The following is a 19,869-nucleotide window of genomic DNA, read 5'->3' as shown; positions in this document are numbered from 1 at the left end:
ACAGTCTCCGGTCGATCCAGATGAGGGCACCCGCATGAGTGAAGGCAGCAGCCACCGTCGGCTGTCGGCAGCGCAGTACGACATCCGCCTGGCCCAGCAGGGCGGTGCGCCGGACACCGCGTACCACCTCGCGGGCTATGCCGAACTGCACGGGACGGTCGACGCGTGGCGTCTGGTGCGGGCGGTGCGCGCGGCGGCCGAGGACGCGGGCCTCGACGTCGAGGTCGAGGACACCACGGACGGCCCGCACCTCGTGGACCTGCCACGCGCCCCGGAGATCCCCGTCGTCGACCTGCGCGCCGAACCGGACCCGCAGACCGCCGCCCGACGCTGGATGGACGCCGAACGCGCCCAGCCCACAGGGCTGCTCGCCCAAGCCCTCCTCAGGACGGCGGACGACCGCTGGCTCTGGTACCTGCGCCACCACCGCCTGCTGATGGACCGCCAGGCCCGCCCGCTGCTCGAACAGCGGGCCGCCGAGCACTACACGGCCCTCACCGCCGGATCGACGTGCGGCCCGTCGCCCTTCGCCACCCCCCAGGAACTACTGGCCGAGGAGGAGACCTACCGGGTGTCGGCCGACTTCGCGCGCAACCGCGAGTACTGGACCACCCGCTTCGCCGACCACCCCGAACCCGTGTCGATCGCCCCGACCGCCGCGGACACGGACGACGATCCGGGCCCGGCCCCCGTCGGGGAGGCGCTGGAGCGGCGGCTGCGGGAGCTGGCCGAGAGCGCCGGGGCGAACCTGTCCCACGTGATCGTGGCCGCCGCCGCGGCCTACCTCGCCCGGCGGGCCGGCGTCCGCGACCTGGTGTTCGGCGTCCGTCTGCCCGGCCACCCCGGGCCCCTCGCCGAACGGACCCCCGGCACGACGGCCAACACCCTGCCGGTCCGCGTGTCCGTGGACCCCGGCACGACACTCCCGCACCTCACGGCGCGGCTCGCGGCACAGCTGCGCGAGGCCACCGGCCACCAGCGCTACCGCGGCGAGGACCTGCACCGCGACCTGGGCTGGCCCGCAGGCGACCGACCGCACTTCGGCCCCGTCGTGGACGTGCTCCTCGCCGACCGGGAACTGGACTTCGCGGGGACACCCGCCCGCACCCGCGACCTGGCGGCCCGTCCCGCCGACGGGCTCTCCTTCGTGGTCCGCGGAAGCGCGGCGGGTACCCACCTCGACGTCTGTGCCGACGGGCACCGGACGGCGTTCCTGCACGTCGTCGCCGACCTGGCCGCAGGCGCCCGGGTCGCAGACATCGACCTGCCGCCCCACGGGAAGAGCCCGCAGGTTCCCGCGGAACGGAACGACACCGCCCATCCGCTGCCGGACCGCACCCTGCCGGAGCTGATCGAGGCTCAGGTCGCCCGCACACCGCACGCACAGGCGGTGGTGTCCGAGAACGAGGACGAGACCCTGACGTACGCGCAACTGGACGCGCGCGCGAACCGGCTCGCCCACGAGCTGATCGCGCGCGGGGCAGCCCCGGAGAGCCGGATCGGGGTGGCGCTGCAACGGTCGGCGGAACTGGTCGTGGCGCTGCTCGGCATCGTCAAGTCCGGTGCCGCCTATGTGCCGATCGACCCCGGGTCACCGCCCGAGCGCGTCGCGCTGGTACTGGAGGACGCCGCCCCGGAGATCGTCGTGTGCACGGCCGACACCGAGCCGCTCGCCTCCGGCGCGGAGTCCCTGGTGCTGGACGACCCCGCCGTCCGCTCCTCGCTCGCGGCGCGTCCGCCGGTGCCGCCGACCGACGCCGACCGGGTGGCGCCCCTGCGCCCGGCCAACCCCGCGTACGTGATCTACACCTCGGGATCGACAGGGCGGCCCAAAGGCGTGACGATCGCGCACGCGTCGATCGCGAACCGGCTGCTGTGGATGCAGGACACCTACCCGCTGACCGGTGCGGACCGGGTGATGCAGAAGACCTCCGTGGGGTTCGACGTATCGGTCCCGGAGTTCTTCGGCACGTTGATCGCGGGTGCGTGTCTGGTGGTGGCACGCCCCGGCGGGCACCGCGACCCCGGCTATCTCGCCGGGCTGATCGAGCGGCAGGGCGTCACGGCGGCGCACTTCGTCCCGTCGATGCTGCGGGCGTTCGTGCCGGAGGTACGGGAGGGCGGCCGGTGCCGCAGCCTGCGGCGCGTGCTGGCCAGCGGCGAGGCGCTGCCCCCGGACCTGGTGGCCGACTTCCACCGCAGCCTGCCACTGCCGCTGGTGAACCTGTACGGGCCTACCGAGGCGGCCGTGGAGGTCACGCACTGGCCCTGCCTGCCGCAGTCGCCCTCCGACCCGGTGCCCATCGGCCGGCCGGTCTGGAACACCCGCTGCCATGTCCTCGACGAGTTCCTGCGCCCCCTCCCCCCGGGAGTACCGGGAGAGCTGTACCTGGCCGGCGCGCAACTGGCGCGCGGCTATGCCGGACGGGGCGAGCTCACCGCCGAGCGGTTCGTGGCCTGCCCGTTCGGCGCACCCGGCGAACGGATGTACCGCACGGGCGACCGCGCCCGCTGGTCCCACGAGGGCCTGCTCCTGCACGAGGGCCGCAACGACGACCAGGTCAAGATCCGCGGCTTCCGTATCGAACCCGGCGAGATCCAGGCCGTACTGGCACTCCACCCCGCGGTACGGGACGTCGCCGTCGTCACGCGCACCGACCGGACCGGAGGTCCGCGGCTCGTCGCCTACGTGGTCCCCGCCGACGAGGGCGTCGACGAGACAGCCCTGCGCACCTATGCCGCCGCACGCCTCCCCGACTACATGGTGCCGACCGTGGTGCCGCTGGACACCCTGCCCGTGACGCTGAACGGCAAGCTCGACCGGGCCGCGCTGCCCGCCCCCGAACACACCGCCCCGACAGCCCTCCGCCGCCCCACGACCGCGACGGAGGAACTGCTGTGCGGGCTGTTCGCCGACGTGCTCGGCCTCGACGCGGTCGGCGCGGACGACTCGCTGACCGAGCTGGGCGGCGACTCCATCATGGCGATGCTGCTGGTGACCCGCGCCCGGCAGGCAGGCCTGCCGCTCACCGTCGGCCAGATCCTCGAACACGGCACCCCCGCGATGCTCGCCGAGACCGGCACCATCCCCGCCCCCGCAGAGACAGCCGCCCTGCCACTGTCACCCCTTCCCGCAGAACGCCTGGCCGAACTGGGCCCCGACGTGGTCGAGGCATGGCCGCTGTCCCCGCTGCAAGAAGGACTGCTCTTCCACGCCCGCTACGACGAACAGGCCCGCGACGTCTACCTCGTGCAGACCACCCTCGACCTCGCGGGCCCACTGGACCGGGAACTGCTGCGCGCGTCGTGGCAGGCGCTCCTCGACCGGCACCCGGGTCTGCGTGCCGCGTTCCGGCAGCCGCCCGGCGAGGACCGTCCGGTCCAGGCGATCGTCGGCCAGGTGACAGCGCCGTTCCGCGAGCAGAACCTCGCCGGGCTCGCCCCCCTCGACGCGGCCGCCGCCGCGGACCGACTGACCGCCGACGACCTCGGCCACCGGTTCTCCCCGGCGACACCCCCACTGGCGCGGCTGCTCCTGATCGACTTCGGCGACGACCGGTACCGGATGATCCTCACCGCGCACCACATCCTCGTGGACGGCTGGTCCGTACCGGTGCTGCTCCGGGAGCTGTCCCAGATCTACGCCGCAGGAGGCGACGCCACCGCCCTGCCCCCCGCGCGCCCCTTCCGCGACTACCTCGCCTGGCTCGACCGCCAGGACACCGAGGCCGCCCGGGACGCGTGGCAGCGCGCGCTGGCCGGCACCACGGAACCGACCCTGGTCGCCCCCACCGCCCTGCGCGCGGCCCCCATCCGGCCACAGCACGCGACCGTGACGGCGGACGAGGCCCTGACGGCGGCGGTACGCGCGGTCGCGCGTCGCCACGGCCTCACCCTCAACTCCGTCGTACTGGCGGCCTGGGCGGTGCTGCTCGGCTCGCTGACCGGACGTACGGACGTCGTCTTCGGCACCGCCGTCGCGGGGCGCCCGCCGGAACTGCCCGCCGTGGAGGACATGGTCGGTCTGTTCATGAACACCGTCCCCGTACGCGCCCGACTCGACCCGGCGCGTCCCGTCGCCGGCCTGCTGGCCGACATCCACACGCAGCGCGCCGCGCTCATCGACCACCAGCACCTGGGGCTCGCCGAGATCCAGCGGGCGGCAGGTCCGGGCGCCGCCTTCGACACGATCGTGGTGTCGGAGGACTACCCCGCGGCAGTACTCGAACCGGGCGGCCTGCCCGCCGCCGCGGACCCGGCCGAGACCAGCGTGGCGCACTACCCACTCAGCCTCGCGGTACGCCCCGGCGACGCCCGACTGGAACTGCGCGTGGAGTACCGCCCCGACCTGTTCGACGAGCAGACGGCCGAGGCCGTCACCGGCCGGTTGCTGCGGATCCTGGACGGAATCACCACCGACCCGGCCCGCCCGCTCGCGCGGCTCGACATCCTGTCGGCCGATGAACGGCGGTTGGTGGTGGAGGAGTGGAACGACACGGGGCGGGTGGTGTCGGAGGGGACGTTGCCGGAGTTGTTCGAGGCACAGGTGGCGCGGACGCCGGGTGCGGTGGCGGTGGAGTCGGCGGACACGGTGTGGACGTACGGCGAATTGGAGGTACGGGCGAATCGGTGGGCGCGGGAGCTGACCGGACGTGGTGTGGGGGTGGGGGATCGGGTGGGGGTGGTGTTGGAGCGTTCGGTGGAGTGGGTGGCGGTGGTGTTGGGTGTGGTGAAGGCGGGTGCTGCCTTTGTGCCGGTGGATCCGGCGTATCCGGCGGAGCGGATCGCTCTGGTGCTGGCGGACGCGGAGGTCGCGGCGGTGGTGTGCTCACAGGCGACCGCGGGTGTGGTGGGGCAGCACGCCGGGTTGCTGGTGGTCGACGATCCGGGTGTGGTGGGGCGGGCGTTGGTGGATGGGGGGAGGAGGGTGCCGTTGCGGCTGGGGCATGCGGCGTATGTGATCTATACGTCGGGGTCGACGGGGCGGCCTAAGGGTGTGGTGGTCAGTCATCGGGGGTTGGGGAGTCTGGCGGGGGCGCAGATCGAGCGGTTCGGGGTGGGTGTGGGGTCGAGGGTGTTGCAGTTTGCGGCGTTGGGGTTCGATGCGGTGGTTTCGGAGTTGTGCATGGCGTTGCTGTCGGGGGCGACCTTGGTGGTGGCGGACGGTGAGTTGGGGGAGTTGGCGTCGGATTTCGGGGTGACGCATGTGACGGTGCCACCGTCGGTGCTGTCGGTGGTGGGGTCGTTGCCGGGGTCGGTGCGGACGTTGGTGGTGGCGGGAGAGGCGTGCGGGCCGGAGTTGGTGGGGCGGTTCGCTGCCGGTCGGCGGATGGTGAATGCGTACGGGCCGACGGAGACGACGGTGTGCGCGACGATGACGCGGCCGCTGCCGGCTGATGCGGCGTCGGGTGCGGTGGTGCCGGTCGGGAGGCCGGTGTGGAACACGCGGGTGTTTGTGCTGGATGAGGGTTTGCGTCCGGTGGCGCCGGGTGTGGTGGGTGAGTTGTACGTGTCGGGCCGTGGTGTGGCGCGTGGGTATTCCGGTCGTCCGGGGCTGAGCGCGGGGCGGTTCGTGGCGTGCCCGTTCGGTGGCTCGGGTGAGCGGATGTACCGGACCGGTGACCTGGCGCGGTGGACGGCCGACGGCGAGTTGGTGTTCGCGGGGCGTGCGGACGCGCAGATCAAGATCCGTGGGTTCCGGGTGGAGCCGGGTGAGGTCGAGGCGGTGCTGAGCGGGCACGAGTCGGTCCGGCAGGTCGTGGTGATCGCGCGGGAGGACCAGCCGGGCGTGAAGCGGCTGGTCGGGTACGTCGTTGCGGAGAGCGGCGTGAGTGTGGACCCGGTGGAGTTGCGGTCGTTCGTGGCCGGGCGTCTGCCGGGGCACATGGTCCCGGCCGCGGTGGTGGTGCTTGAGGGTATTCCGGTGACGGTCAACGGGAAGCTGGATCGTGCTGCCCTCCCCGCTCCGGAGTTTGTCGCGCAGGTGGGCGGTCGGGCCCCGGCAACTCCTGCTGAGGAGCTGTTGTGTGGGTTGTTCGCCGGGGTTCTGGGTGTGGAGCGGGTCGGGGTGGAGGACTCGTTCTTCGAGCTGGGTGGTGACTCCCTGCTGGCGATGCGGTTGATCGCCCGGGTGCGGTCCGTCCTGGGTGTGGAGGTCGGCATCCGTGAGCTGTTCGCTTCGCCCACGGTGGCGGGCGTGGCCCGGTTGCGGGGCGCGGCCCGGGTGTCGCTGAGCGCGCGTGAGCGCCCGGAAGTCCTGCCCCTGTCGTACGCACAGCAGCGGATGTGGTTCCTGAACCGGCTGGAGGAGACGGGAGAGGGTGCCGCCTACATCGTTCCGGTGGCGCTGCGGCTGTCGGGCGAGGTGGATGTCGCCGCGCTGGAGGCGGCGTTGGGGGATGTCGCCGACCGGCACGAGAGCCTGCGTACGGTCTTCCCCGACGCCGACGGCCTGCCGAGCCAGCACCTCCTGCGGGGCGCGGCCGGACGCCCGGACCTGGCCGTCACCCGCGTCGACGACAGAGACCTGGACGACGCCTTGGCCGCCGAAGTCGCCGCCGCCTTCGACCTGCGCCGGGAACTGCCGTGGCGGGTACGGCTGTTGACGGTGTCACCGGTGGAGTCGGTGCTGATGATCGTCGCGCACCACATCGCGGTCGACGGCTGGTCCATGGACGTACTCGCCCGGGATCTGCGCGCCGCCTATACCGCGCGGCGCGCGGGTACCGCGCCGGAGTGGACGCCGCTGCCCGTCCAGTACGCCGACTACACGCTCTGGCAGCGCGACGCACTCGGCGACCCGGACGACCCCGACAACGTCATGGCGACCCAGCTCCGCCACTGGCGCGACACCCTGGCCGGCCTGCCGGAAGAACTGCCCCTGCCGACCGACCGCCCGCGCTCCGTGGCGCCGTCGTTCCACGGCGGTCTCGTGCCGATCGAGGTGGGCGCCGAGGTGCACGCACGCCTGTCGGAGGTGGCGCGGCGGCACGGGGTGACCATGTTCATGGTCGCGCAGGCGGCGCTGGCGGTGCTGTTGTCGAAGATGGGCGCGGGCACCGACATCCCTGTGGGTACGCCGGTCGCGGGGCGCGGCACCACGGAGTTGGACGACCTTGTCGGGTTCTTCCTGAACACGTTGGTGCTGCGTACGGATGTGAGTGGTGATCCGTCGTTCGTGGAGTTGCTGGGGCGGGTGCGGGAGGCGGACTTGGCCGCGTACGCGCACCAGGATGTGCCGTTCGAGCGACTGGTGGAGGACCTGAACCCGGCCCGCTCACTGTCCCGCCACCCCCTCTTCCAGGTCATGCTGAACCTGGAGAACGCTCCCGCCGCGAGCTGGGACCTGCCAGGCCTGGAGGTCGAGCAGCTTCCCTCCCTGCCGCTCCCCGCGAAGTTCGACCTGTCCGTCACGCTCGCCGAACGCCGCGATGAGGCGGGGACGCCGGCGGGGCTCATCGGCGAGCTGGAGTATTCCACCGACCTGTTCGACGAGGTGACGGCCAGGGGGTTGGCGGATCGGTTTACTCGGGTGCTGGAGCGGGTGGCTGGGGATCCGGGGGTGCGGGTGGGGGATGTCGAGGTGTTGTCGGAGGTGGAGCGTCGGTTGGTGGTGGGGGAGTGGAACGACACGGGGCGTGTGGTGTCGGGTGGGTCGTTGGTGGAGTTGTTCGAGGCGCAGGTGGTGCGGTCGCCTGATGCGGTGGCGGTGGTCGGGCGGGGTGTGTCGTGGACGTATGGGGAGTTGAATGCGCGGGCGAATGGTGTGGCGTGGGCGTTGATGGGGCGGGGGGTTGGGTGTGAGGACTTGGTGGGGGTGCGGTTGGAGCGGTCGGCGGAGTTGCTGCCCATGCTGCTGGGTGTGCTCAAGGCGGGGGCGGCGTATGTGCCGTTGGATGCCGCGCTTCCGGAGGGGCGGTTGGCGTCGATCGCGGCAGGGGTGTCGGTGGTTCTCACCGATGCCGATGTGTTCGAGCCGGTGGACGACAACCCGGGTGTCAGGGTGTCGCCGGAGGCGTTGGCGTACGTGATGTACACGTCGGGTTCGTCCGGGGTGCCGAAGGGTGTGGCGGTCACGCACCGCAACGTGGTGGCGTTCTGTGCGGATGCCGCGTGGCGTGCGGATGTGGTCGAGTGCGTGCTGTTCCAGGCGAATCACGCGTTCGATGCCTCGACGTATGAGCTGTGGGTGCCGTTGTTGCGTGGTGGGCGGCTGGTGGTCGCTCCGGCGGGGGAGGTGGATGCGGCTGAGCGGGGTGCTCTGATCGCTGGGCATGGTGTGACGAATGTGCATGCGACGGCGGGGTTGTTCCGGGTGTTGGCGGAGCAGTCGCCGGAGATCTTTGCCGGGGTGCGGGAGGTGTCCACGGGCGGTGACGTGGTCTCCGCGTCGGCGATCCGGACTCTGCTCGCGTCGCATCCGGGTCTGGTGGTGCGCACGACCTACGGGCCGACGGAGAACACGGCGTTCACGACGCACTTGCCGTACACGGCGGGGGACGAAGTGCCTGCGACGGTGCCGATCGGTCGCCCGATGGACAACACCCGCACCTACGTCCTGGACGGCGCGCTGCGTCTCGTACCGCCGGGTGTGACCGGTGAGTTGTACCTCGCGGGTGAGGGTGTGGCGCGTGGGTATGCGGGTCGTGCCGGGTTGACGGCGGAGCGGTTCGTGGCCTGCCCGTTCACTGAAGGACGGATGTACCGCACCGGAGACCTGGCCCGCTGGAGCACGGACGGTGTGCTGGAGTTCGCCGGGCGGGTCGACGAGCAGGTGAAGATCCGGGGTTTCCGTATCGAACCCGGCGAGGTCGAGGCCGTGTTGAGTGCGCACGGGAGTGTGAGTCAGGCGGCGGTGATCGCCCGTGAGGACCAGCCCGGCGTGAAGCGGCTGGTCGCCTATGTCGTCGGTGGCGACGAGTCCGCTCTGCGGGAGTGGGCGGCCGAGCGGCTGCCGGACTACATGGTTCCGGCCGCCTTCGTGACCGTGGACGCGATCCCGCTGACCAGGAACGGCAAGCTGGACCGGGCCGCCCTGCCTGCCCCGGACCTTGCGGGACGGACGACCGGCCGTGCCCCGGCCACCCCCACCGAAGAGGTGCTGTGCGGCCTGTTCGCCGAAGTCCTCGGTCTGGACCGGGTCGGCGCCGACGACTCCTTCTTCACCCTCGGCGGCGACTCGATCATGTCGATGCTGGTCGTGTCCCGGGCCCGTCGCGCGGGTGTCGTGATCTCGGCGCGGCAGGTGTTCGAGCACCGCACCCCCGCCGCCCTCGCCCGGGTCTCCGTTCCGGTCCGGCGGACCGACCAGGACGTGGACACCGCCGTCGGGGCGATTCCGCTCACGCCCGTCATGCGGGAACTGACCGAGCGCTCGGGGCCCATGGCGCTGTCGAGCGGCTTCGGCCAGGCGATGCGGGTGACCGTCCCCGCCGGACTGGACGAGGAGCGGTTGGTGGCGGCGGTGCGAGCCGTCCTCGACCACCACCCCGTGCTGCGCTGCCGGCTGGAAGCGCCGACGGACGCGGAGCCGTGGCGGCTCGTCGTGCCGCGAGCGGCGGAGACGGAGATCGCCCAGGCATGTGTCCGCCGCGTGGACATGGCCACGGCATCGCACGACCTGGACGAACTGGCGGAGCAGGAAGCGGAGAGGCTGGCACCGCGCGCCGGGGTCATGCTGCGGGTGACGTGGTTCGACGCCGGTCCTGACGTGCCCGGGACGCTGTTGCTGGTGGCGCATCACCTGGTGGTGGACGGGGTGTCGTGGCGGGTGCTGCTGCCCGACCTGGCGACGGCCTACGACGATCCCGGTGCCCTGGAACCGGTCGGCACGTCGTTCCGGCGCTGGGCCACCGAACTGCGGGCACAGGCCGCCGACCGGTCCCGAGTCGACGAACTGCCGCACTGGGCCGCCCTGTTGTCCGGCCCCGACGCGGAGCTGGCGGAGCCGGCGGCCGACGGCACCGGGACGCACGAGGTCTCCCTGACGGTGCCGGGCGGGACCACGGCGGCGTTGCTGCGCCACATCCCTGCCGCTTTCCACGTGGGTGTGGACGAGGTGCTGTTGGCCGGGCTGTTCGCGGCCCTGACCGACCACCGGCCGGAAGCCGCGGGCGGCACGCTGGTGGACATCGAGGGACACGGCCGGGAACCCCTGACGCCGGACATGGACCTGTCCCGGACGGTGGGCTGGTTCACCAGCACACACCCGGTCCGGCTCGAACTGCCCGGGATCGATCCGGCGGGTGTACGGGCCGGTGCCGCGGCGGCGGGCACGCTGCTCAAGCGCGTCAAGGAGCAGGCGCGTTCGGCTCCCGGGGACGGCCTGGGGTACGGCATGCTGTGCCACCTCAACGAGGTCACCGCCCGGGAGCTGGCCGCCCTGCCGACGCCGGCGATCAGGTTCAACTACCTGGGCCGATTCACCGCGGCGGAGGGCTCCTGGCTCCCGACGGCCGCTGGACTGAGGCCGGTGGGGCACGTCGACGGGACCGCCTCGCACCTGCTCGACGCCGAAGGGCTCGTCCGGGACCTGCCGGACGGTCCGGAACTGACCCTCCTGCTGAGCGGCCCCGCCGACCGCATCACCCGCCGCACGCTCGACACACTGGCCGCGAACTGGGCGGCGATGCTCGGCGGCCTCGCCGCGCACGCGGCCACCCCGGCCGCCGGCGGACACACCCCCTCCGACTTCCCCCTGGTCACCCTGACCCAGGAGCAGGTCGACGAACTCGACGCCGACACCCCTGACGTGGACGAGGTCTGGCCGCTGTCGCCGCTGCAAGAAGGACTGCTGTTCCACGCGGGCTACGACGAGCAGGCGCGCGACGTGTACGTGGAACAACGCTCCCTGGAACTGGCGGGCCATGTGGACGCGGAGGTGCTGCGCGCCTCCTGGCAGGCGCTGCTGGACCGCCACCCGGGCCTGCGTTCGGGCTTCCGCGACCTCGGGGGCGAGCGCCCGGTCCAGGTCACGGCGCGGAACGTCACGATGCCCTGGCAGGAGGCGGACCTGTCGCACCTGGGGGACGAGGCCGACGCGGAGGCACGCCGCCTGGCCGCGGCGGACCACGCCCGTCCACTCGATGTGACGCGGGCACCGCTCCTGCGGATCCTGCTGCTCAAACTGTCGGAGACCCGGCATCTGATGGTGCTGACGATGCATCACATCGTGCTGGACGGCTGGTCCCTGCCGGTCCTCTTCCAGGAGCTGTCGCAGGTGTACGCGGCGGGCGGGGACGCGACCGGGCTGCCACCGGTCGCCCCCTACCGCGACTACCTGGCCTGGCTGGACCGCCAGGACCGGGACGCGGCACGAGCGGCCTGGGCGGAGGCGCTGGAAGGGCTCACCGAGCCGACCCAACTGGCAGCCGCCGACAGTGCTCCCGCCCATGTGACCACCTGGTTCGACGAGAACCTGGCGTCCCGTCTGCGGGACGTGACACGCCTGCACGGTCTGACGCTGAACACCGTCGTACAAGGCGTATGGGGGCTCCTCGTCGGCATGCTGACAGGCCGCCGCGACGTGGTGTTCGGCGCGACGACGGCCGTCCGCCCGGCCGAGCTGCCCGGCGTGGAACGCATGCTCGGCCTGTTCATCAACACCGTCCCGGTACGGGTGACTTCGGACCCCGCGTCGCCGTTCGTGGAGCTGCTGACGGACCTCCAGGCCCGGCAGTCGGCACTGCTGCCCCACCAGCACCTCGGCCTCGCCGAGATCCAGCGCCTCGCCGGACCAGGCGCGGTGTTCGACTCGATCCTCGTCTACGAGAACCTCCCCGAGACCGACCAGCCGTCCACCGCCGACGACGGCGACGGCCTGGACATCACCGAGATACGCGGTGAGGACGCGGCCCACTACCCACTGATTCTCGGCATGATCCCGGAGACCCGCGAACTCCGGCTGGACTACCGGCCCGGCCTGCTCGACGAAGCGTCGGCGCGGGCCCTGTTGGGGCGGCTGGTGCGGGTGTTGGAGCAGGTGGCTGTGGATCCCGGGGTGCGGGTCGGGGATGTCGACGTGCTGTCCGCTGAGGAGCGGTACCGGGTGCTGGAGGGGTGGAATGCCACGGGGCGTGTGGTGCCGGGTGGGTCGTTGGTGGAGTTGTTCGAGGCGCAGGTGGTGCGGTCGCCGGGGGCGGTGGCAGTGGTGTCTGGGGAGACGCGGTTGACGTATGAGGAGTTGAATGCGCGGGCCAATGGTGTGGCGCGGGCGTTGATGGGGCGGGGGGTCGGGCGCGAGGACTTGGTGGGGGTGCGGTTGGAGCGGTCGGTTGGGCTGATCCCGGTGTTGTTGGGGGTCTTGAAGGCGGGTGCGGCGTATGTACCGTTGGATGCAGCGCATCCGGAGGAGCGGTTGGCTTCGGTGATGGCTGGGGTGTCGGTGGTGGTCACCGATGCCGATGTGTTCGAGCCGGTGGATGAGGATCCCGGTGTTGTGGTGTCGCCGGAGAACCTCGCGTACGTGATGTACACGTCTGGTTCGTCCGGGGTGCCGAAGGGTGTGGCGGTCACACACCGGAACGTGGTGGCGTTCTGCCTGGACGACGCCTGGACAGAGGATGTGCTGGAGTGCGTCCTGTTCCAGGCGAACCATGCGTTCGATGCCTCGACGTATGAGATCTGGGCGCCCTTGTTGCGGGGCGGGCGGCTGGTGGTGGCTCCGGCCGGGGAGGTGGACGCGGCTGAGCGGGGTGCGTTGATCGCCGTGCATGGGGTGACGAATGTGCATGCGACGGCGGGGTTGTTCCGGGTGTTGGCGGAGCAGTCGCCGGAGATCTTCGCTGGGGTGCGGGAGGTGTCCACGGGCGGTGACGTGGTGTCTGCGTCGGCGATCCGGACTCTGCTCAGGGCGCATCCGGGTCTGGTGGTGCGCACGACCTACGGGCCGACGGAGAACACGGCGTTCACGACGCACTTGCCGTTCACCGCAGGGGACGAGATACCTGCGGCGGTGCCGATCGGTCGCCCGATGGACAACACCCGTACCTACGTCCTGGACGGCGCGCTGCGTCTCGTACCGCCGGGTGTGACCGGCGAGTTGTACCTCGCGGGTGAGGGTGTGGCGCGTGGGTATGCGGGTCGTGCCGGGTTGACGGCGGAGCGGTTCGTGGCCTGCCCGTTCACTGAAGGACGGATGTACCGCACCGGAGACCTGGCCCGCTGGAGCACGGACGGTGTGCTGGAGTTCGCCGGGCGGGTCGACGAGCAGGTGAAGATCCGGGGTTTCCGGATCGAACCGGCCGAGGTCGAGGCCGTGTTGAGCGCGCACGGGAGTATCAGGCAGGCGGCCGTCATCGCCCGCGAGGACCAGCCCGGCGTCAAACGCCTGGTCGCCTACCTCGTCGGCGATGTGGACGAGCCCACGCTGCGGGAGTTCGCGGCCGAGCGCCTCCCCGAGTACATGGTCCCGTCCGCCTTCGTCACCATGGACGCGATCCCGTTGACCAGGAACGGCAAGCTCGACCGTGCGGCCCTCCCCGCCCCGGACCTGGCAGTCCGCACGACCGGCCGCGCCCCCGCCACCCCCACCGAGGAATTCCTCTGCGGCCTGTTCGCAGAAGTCCTCGGTCTGGAGCAAGTCGGCGTCGACGACTCCTTCTTCACCCTCGGCGGCGACTCGATCATGTCGATGCTGGTCGTCTCCCGGGCCCGTCGCGCGGGTGTCGTGATCTCGGCGCGGCAGGTGTTCGAGCACCGCACTCCCGCCGCCCTCGCCCGCGTCGCGGAGCTGGGAGGCGCGCGTGCTGTCAGCGATGTGGGCACGGGAGCGGTGCCGTTGACGCCGGTGATGCGTGAGGTTCTGGAACGGTCGGGCCCGGCGGCGCTCGGCGAGGCGTTCACCCAGTCGATGGTGGTGACCGTCCCCGCGGGCCTGGACGAGGAGTGCCTGGTGACGGCGGTGCGGGCCGTCGTGAATCACCACGACATGCTTCGCGCCCGCCTCTGCCGCACAGAGGAGGGGACATGGCAGCTGGACGTCCCGCCCCCGGGATCGGCATTCACCCCGGTCCGGCGTGTGGACGTATCCAGCCGGGACAGCGACCTCAGCGCCCTCATCGAGCAGGAGGCAGGCCGGTACCCCGACCCGTACACCGGACAGATGCTGCGGGTGACGTGGTTCGACGCCGGTCCTGACGTGCCCGGGACGCTGTTGCTGGTGGCGCATCACCTGGTGGTGGACGGGGTGTCGTGGCGGGTGCTGCTGCCCGACCTGGCGACGGCCTACGACGATCCCGGTGCCCTGGAACCGGTCGGTACCTCGTTCCGGCGCTGGGCCACCGAACTGCGGGCACAGGCGGCCGAACCGGCGCGCGCCGCCGAGCTGCCCGAGTGGACCCGGATTCTCTCGGGCCCGGATCCCCTGGTGGGCGACCGGCCGCTCGACCCGGCGTTGGACACGGTCCGCGCGGGAACGCACCGGTTGTCGCTGACCGTGCCGAGCGACGTGACCGAGGCCCTGCTGCGCCGCATACCCGCCGCGTTCCACACAGGGGTCGACGAACTGCTGCTGGCCGGTCTGGCCGCCGCGATCACCGAGTGGCAGCGCGAGCGCGGGCGCGACACGAAGGCCGGGATGCTGGTGAACGTCGAGGCGCACGGGCGGGAGTCGCTGGCGCCGGACATGGACCTGTCCCGGACGATCGGCTGGTTCACCGGCTCTCGTCCGGTCCGGCTGGACACCTCGGGTACGGAGCCCGGCCGGGTCAGGGCCGGGGCCGCGGACGCGGGCGTACTGCTCAAGCGCGTCAAGGAGCAGCTCCGTTCGACGCCGGGGGACGGCCTCGGCCACGGCATGCTGCGCCGGCTCGCCCCGGACACCGCCGACGCCCTGGCGCACCTGCCCGTACCCCAGGTCGGGTTCAACTACCTCGGTCGCTTCGGCGCGGCGGCGGACGGCGCTTGGCAGCCCGCCGGGGAATCGGCACTGGGCGGCTCCTCGGACCCGGACATGGCGCTCGCCCACGCGCTGGAGGCGGGCGGCGTCGTGCTCGACCGGCCGGAGGGCCCCGAGCTGACCCTGTCGCTCACCGCACCGGCCGGACTGCTGGACGAGGCGGTGCTCCAGAACCTGGCCGGACGCTGGGCCGCGATGCTCGGCGGCCTGGCCGCGCACGCCGCCGACCCGGCCTCGGGAGGGCACACCCCGTCCGACTTCCCCCTGGTGACCCTCGCCCAGGAACAGGTCGACGAACTCCAGGCCACGTACCCCGCCTTGACGGACGTCTGGCCGCTCGCCCCGCTCCAGGAAGGGCTGCTGTTCCACGCCGGATACGCGGGCGACGGCGGCAACGACGCCTACGTCTGGCAGCGTTCGCTGGAACTCACCGGCCGGCTGGACGCGGCCAGGCTGCGGGCGTCGTGGCAAGCGCTGCTGGCGCGGCACACCAACCTGGGCGCCGCATTCGTCACCCCGTCCGGGCAGGACCGGCCGGTCCAGGTCATCGTCTCCGGCCTCGCGCCCGCCTGGCAGGAGGTGGACCTCACCGACGGTCACCCCGAAGCGATCGGTGACCCCGAGGCGAACGCGGCCGAGGCCGATCGGATCGCCGAGGCCGATCGGATCGCCCTAGCCGAGCGCGCCCGCGGATTCGACCCGGCACACCCGCCGCTCCTGCGCCTGGTGCTGATCCGGCTGGCCGAGGCCCGCCACCGCCTGGTCGTCACGATGCACCACATCGTGCTGGACGGCTGGTCCCTGCCGACGCTGTTCGGCGAGCTGTGGCAGCTGTACGCGCCGGACGGCGACCCGTCCGGCCTGCCACCCGCCGCCCCCTACCGCGACTACCTGGCCTGGCTGGACCGCCAGGACGGCGTCGCCGCCCGGCATGCCTGGCGGCAGGAGCTGGCCGGGCTGGACGAGCCGACACTCGCCGGTCCGGTCGAGCCGGGGGCGGTCAGGACGCTGCCCCGGCACGTCGTGACCCACCTGGACGCCGGCACCGCGCGGGCGCTGGACCGGATGGTCCGCGACCGGGGCGTGACGATGAACACCGTCGTCCAGGGCGCTTGGGCGGTGCTCCTCGGCGTGCTCACCGGCCGCACCGACGTGGTGTTCGGCTCGACGGTGGCCGGCCGGCCGGCGGAACTGCCGGGCGTGGAGAGCATGGTGGGCCTGTTCATCAACACGGTGCCCGTACGGGTCACCCTCGACCCCGCCCGGCCGATCGCCGACCTGCTGGCCGACCTCCAGTCCCGCCGGTCGGCGATGCTGGCCCACCAGCACATCGGGCCGGCCGAGATCCAGCGGCTGGCCGGGCCGGGTGCCACGTTCGACACCCTCGTCGTCTACCAGAACTTCCCGTCGTCCTCGCCGGGGCCGGTCGGGCTGTCCGTCGGCGTGGCCGAGGGGGAGGACGCCGCGCACTACCCGCTCACCTTGGTCGTGACCCCCGGGGAGCGGGTCGAAGTACGGCTGGAGTACCGGGCGGACGCCTTCGACGCCCCGACCGTCCAGGCGGTGGCGGCGCGGCTCGCCGACCTGCTGCGGCAGATCGCGACCCGGCCCGACACCCCCGTGGCGGCCCTGACGCCGCTGACCGCGACGGAACGGCGGCAGGTCGTCCACGACTGGAACGCCACCGCCGCCCCCGTCCCCGGGGCGACGCTGGTGAGCCTGTTCGAGGCGCAGGCCGCCCGGACGCCCGGCGCGACCGCCGTGACCGACGTCGAATCGACGCTCACCTACACCGAGTTGGACGAGCTGGCGGCCCAGGTCGCGCACGAGCTGATCGCCTGGGGTGTCGGCCCGGAGGACCTGGTCGGCGTCGTCATGGAACGCGGGACCGAGCTGTACGCGGTGCTGCTGGGCGTGCTGAAGGCGGGCGCGGCCTACGTCCCGGTGGACCCCGGCTACCCGGCCGAGCGGATCGCGTTCACCCTCACCGACGCCCGCCCGGCGCTGGTGGTGTGCACGAGCACGACCGCCGACGCCGTACGGGAAGCGGGCATCGAGCGCATCGTGTGGGACGACCCGGCGACGCGGGCCACACTGACGGCACGCCCGCGCACCGGCCCCGCGGACACGGACCGGATCAGGCCGCTGCGCCCCGCGCACCCGGCGTACGTCATCTACACCTCCGGGTCGACCGGCGTACCCAAAGGCGTGGCGGTGCCGCACGCGGGCGCGGTGAACTACGTGAGCTGGCGCTCGGCCGCCTACGGCTGGGGGCCGGGGGAGCGGGTGCTCCAGTTCGCCTCGGTGGCGTTCGACACCTCGGTGGCGGACATCTTCCCGACGCTGACCTGCGGCGCGACGCTGTGCGTGGCACGCCGGGACGTCGACCTGGCCGAGGAGCTGGCGCTGCTGGAGGTGACCGCCGCGACGTTCACCCCGTCGGTGCTGGACTCCCTGGCGCAGGAGGCGGACAGCCCCGCGCTGCGCCGTGTCCGCTGCATCGTCACCGCGGGCGAGGAGTGCACCCCCGACCTGCTGCGACGGTGGGCTCCCGGCCGCGCCTTCCACAACGAGTACGGGCCGACCGAGGCCACCGTGGACGTCACCTGCTGGACCAGCCCGTCCGGCGAGGTGCCCGACGCGGTGCCGCTGGGCGGCCCGATCGCGAACGTGCTGGCGTACGTCCTGGACGACTTCCTGCGCCCGGTGCCCCCCGGGGCGATCGGCGAGCTGTACGTGGCGGGTGCGGGCGTGACGCGCGGGTACGTGCGCCGGCCAGGTCTGACCGCCGAGCGGTTCGTGGCGTGCCCGTTCACCGGGGGCCGCATGTACCGGACCGGCGACCTGGCGTGCTGGAGCACCGACGGCGACCTGGTGTTCGCGGGCCGCGCCGACGAGCAGGTGAAGATCCGCGGTTTCCGCGTCGAGCCCGGGGAGATCGAGACGGTGCTGACCGGGCATCCGGACGTCGCACAGGCGGCGGTCATCGCCCGCACCGACTCCGGGACCAGGCGCCTGGTCGGCTACGTCGTCCCGGCCGGCCCCGGCGCCGCCGACACCGCCGAACTGCGTGCGTACGTCGCCGACCGGCTGCCCGACCACATGACCCCGGCCGCCGTCATACGGCTGGACGCGATCCCGCTGACCGTGCACGGCAAGCTGGACCGGGCCGCGCTGCCCGCCCCGGACTTCGCCGGCCTGGCCACCGGCCGCGCCCCGGCCGGCCCGCGCGAAGAGCTGCTGTGCGGACTGTTCGGCGAGGTGCTGGGCCTTGAACGGGTCGGCGCCGACGACTCGTTCTTCGCGCTGGGCGGCGACTCGATCTCCTCGATGCTGGTGGTGGCGCGAGCCCGTCGGCACGGTCTGCTGCTCACCCCCCGGCAGATCTTCGAGCACCGCACCGCCGCCGCCCTCGCCCGGGTCGCCGCCGACCGGGACGGGGACGCGCCCGCCGCCGACGCGCAACCCGACGTACCGACCGGACCGATCCCGCTGACCCCCGTCATGCGGGAGTTGTACGAACGGTCGGGACCGGCCGCGCTGTCCGGCGGGTTCTGCCAGTCGACGCTGGTCACCGTCCCGGCCGAACTGCGGCTCGACGCGCTCACGGCGGGCGTACAAGCGCTGCTGGACCACCACGACGTACTGCGGGCCCGGCTGGCCGTCCCGGCCCACGAGCCGCCGTACCTGCTGGTGCCCGAGCGTGGCACGGTCGCGGCCGAGGACTGCGTACGCCGTGTCGACATCGCGCACCTCGACGGCGGCCGGCGGGCCGAGGTGATCGCCGGGCGGTCGGACGAGGCCATGGCACGCCTGGACGCCCGGTCGACCCTCGTGCAGGTGGTGTGGTTCGACGCCGGACCGCACCGCGCGGGACGGCTGCTGCTGGCCGTCCACCACCTGGCGGTGGACGGCGTCTCCTGGCGCGTGCTGCTGCCCGACCTGGCCGCCGCCTGCGCCGCCGCGGCGGACGGGCTGAAGCCCGAACTACAGCCCGTCGGGACCTCGTTCAGGCGGTGGGCCCGCGAACTCGCCACGGAGGCCACGCGCCGGGCCGGTGAACTCCCCGAGTGGATCCGCATCCGGTCCCTCGCCGAGCCGCTGCTCGGCGGACGCCCGCTGGACCCGGCGCGTGACACGGTCGCCGCGGGCGTGCACGAGGCCGAGCGCCGCATTCCGGCGGACATCGCGCAGGAGCTGCTGACCCGGGTTCCGGCCGCGTTCCACACGGGGGTCGACGACGTCCTGCTGGCCGGGCTCACGGCCGCGCTCGCCACCTGGCGCCGCCGCCGGGGCCAGGACGCCACCGCTGTCCTGGTCGACCTGGAGGGCCACGGCCGGGTGCCGCTGACCGAGGGCATGGACCTGAGCCGCACGGTCGGCTGGTTCACCGGCTCGCATCCGGTGCGGCTCGACGCGGGCACCGCCGACCTGGCAGAGGTGCGCGCGGGCGGACCGGCGGCGGGCGAACTCGTCAAGCGGGTCAAGGAGCAGCTGCGCGCCGTACCGGGCGACGGCGTCGGCCACGGCCTGCTGCGCCACCTCCACCCGGACAGCGCACCAGCCCTGCGGGACCTGCCCGAGCCGCAGGTCGGATTCAACTACCTGGGCCGGTTCACGGCAGGGGACGGCACGAAGGACTGGGCGCCGGCCGGCGACTCGGCCGTCGGCGGCGCCGCCGATCCGGCGATGGCCGCCACGCACGCGCTGGAGGCCGGCGGTGCGGTGCTCGACCGCCCCGACGGGCCCGAGCTGACGCTGACGCTGGCGTCCCCGGCCGGACTGCTGGACGAGGCCGACCTCGGGGAACTGGCCGCGCTCTGGGCGGACACGCTCACCGGCCTGGCCGCGCACCGCGCCGACGCGGACACGGGCCACACACCGTCCGACTTCCCGCTGGTGACGCTCGACCAGAACGAGATCGAGGAGTTTCAGATCAAGCTCGCCGATGGAGGGGGAACACGGTGACCGAG

1 protein-coding gene is annotated in these 19,869 nt (G+C 72.7%); it reads left to right on the top strand.

Translation table 11 applies throughout. The annotated features are described in order from the left end of the window. Positions 1 to 34: 34 nt before the first annotated feature. Positions 35 to 19,864 (top strand): non-ribosomal peptide synthase/polyketide synthase, encoded by a 19,830-nt coding sequence (locus tag ACLZOT_RS39445; RefSeq protein ID WP_416973996.1) that lies wholly within the window; start codon positions 35 to 37, stop codon positions 19,862 to 19,864. Positions 19,865 to 19,869 lie beyond the last annotated feature (5 nt).

Origin of the sequence: Streptomyces sp. 4F14 (assembly GCF_048159485.1) — a bacterium.
Classification (GTDB): Bacteria; Actinomycetota; Actinomycetes; order Streptomycetales; family Streptomycetaceae; genus Streptomyces.
Note: the sequence above shows the minus strand (reverse complement) of the source record. Positions and strands in the feature narration are given on the sequence as shown.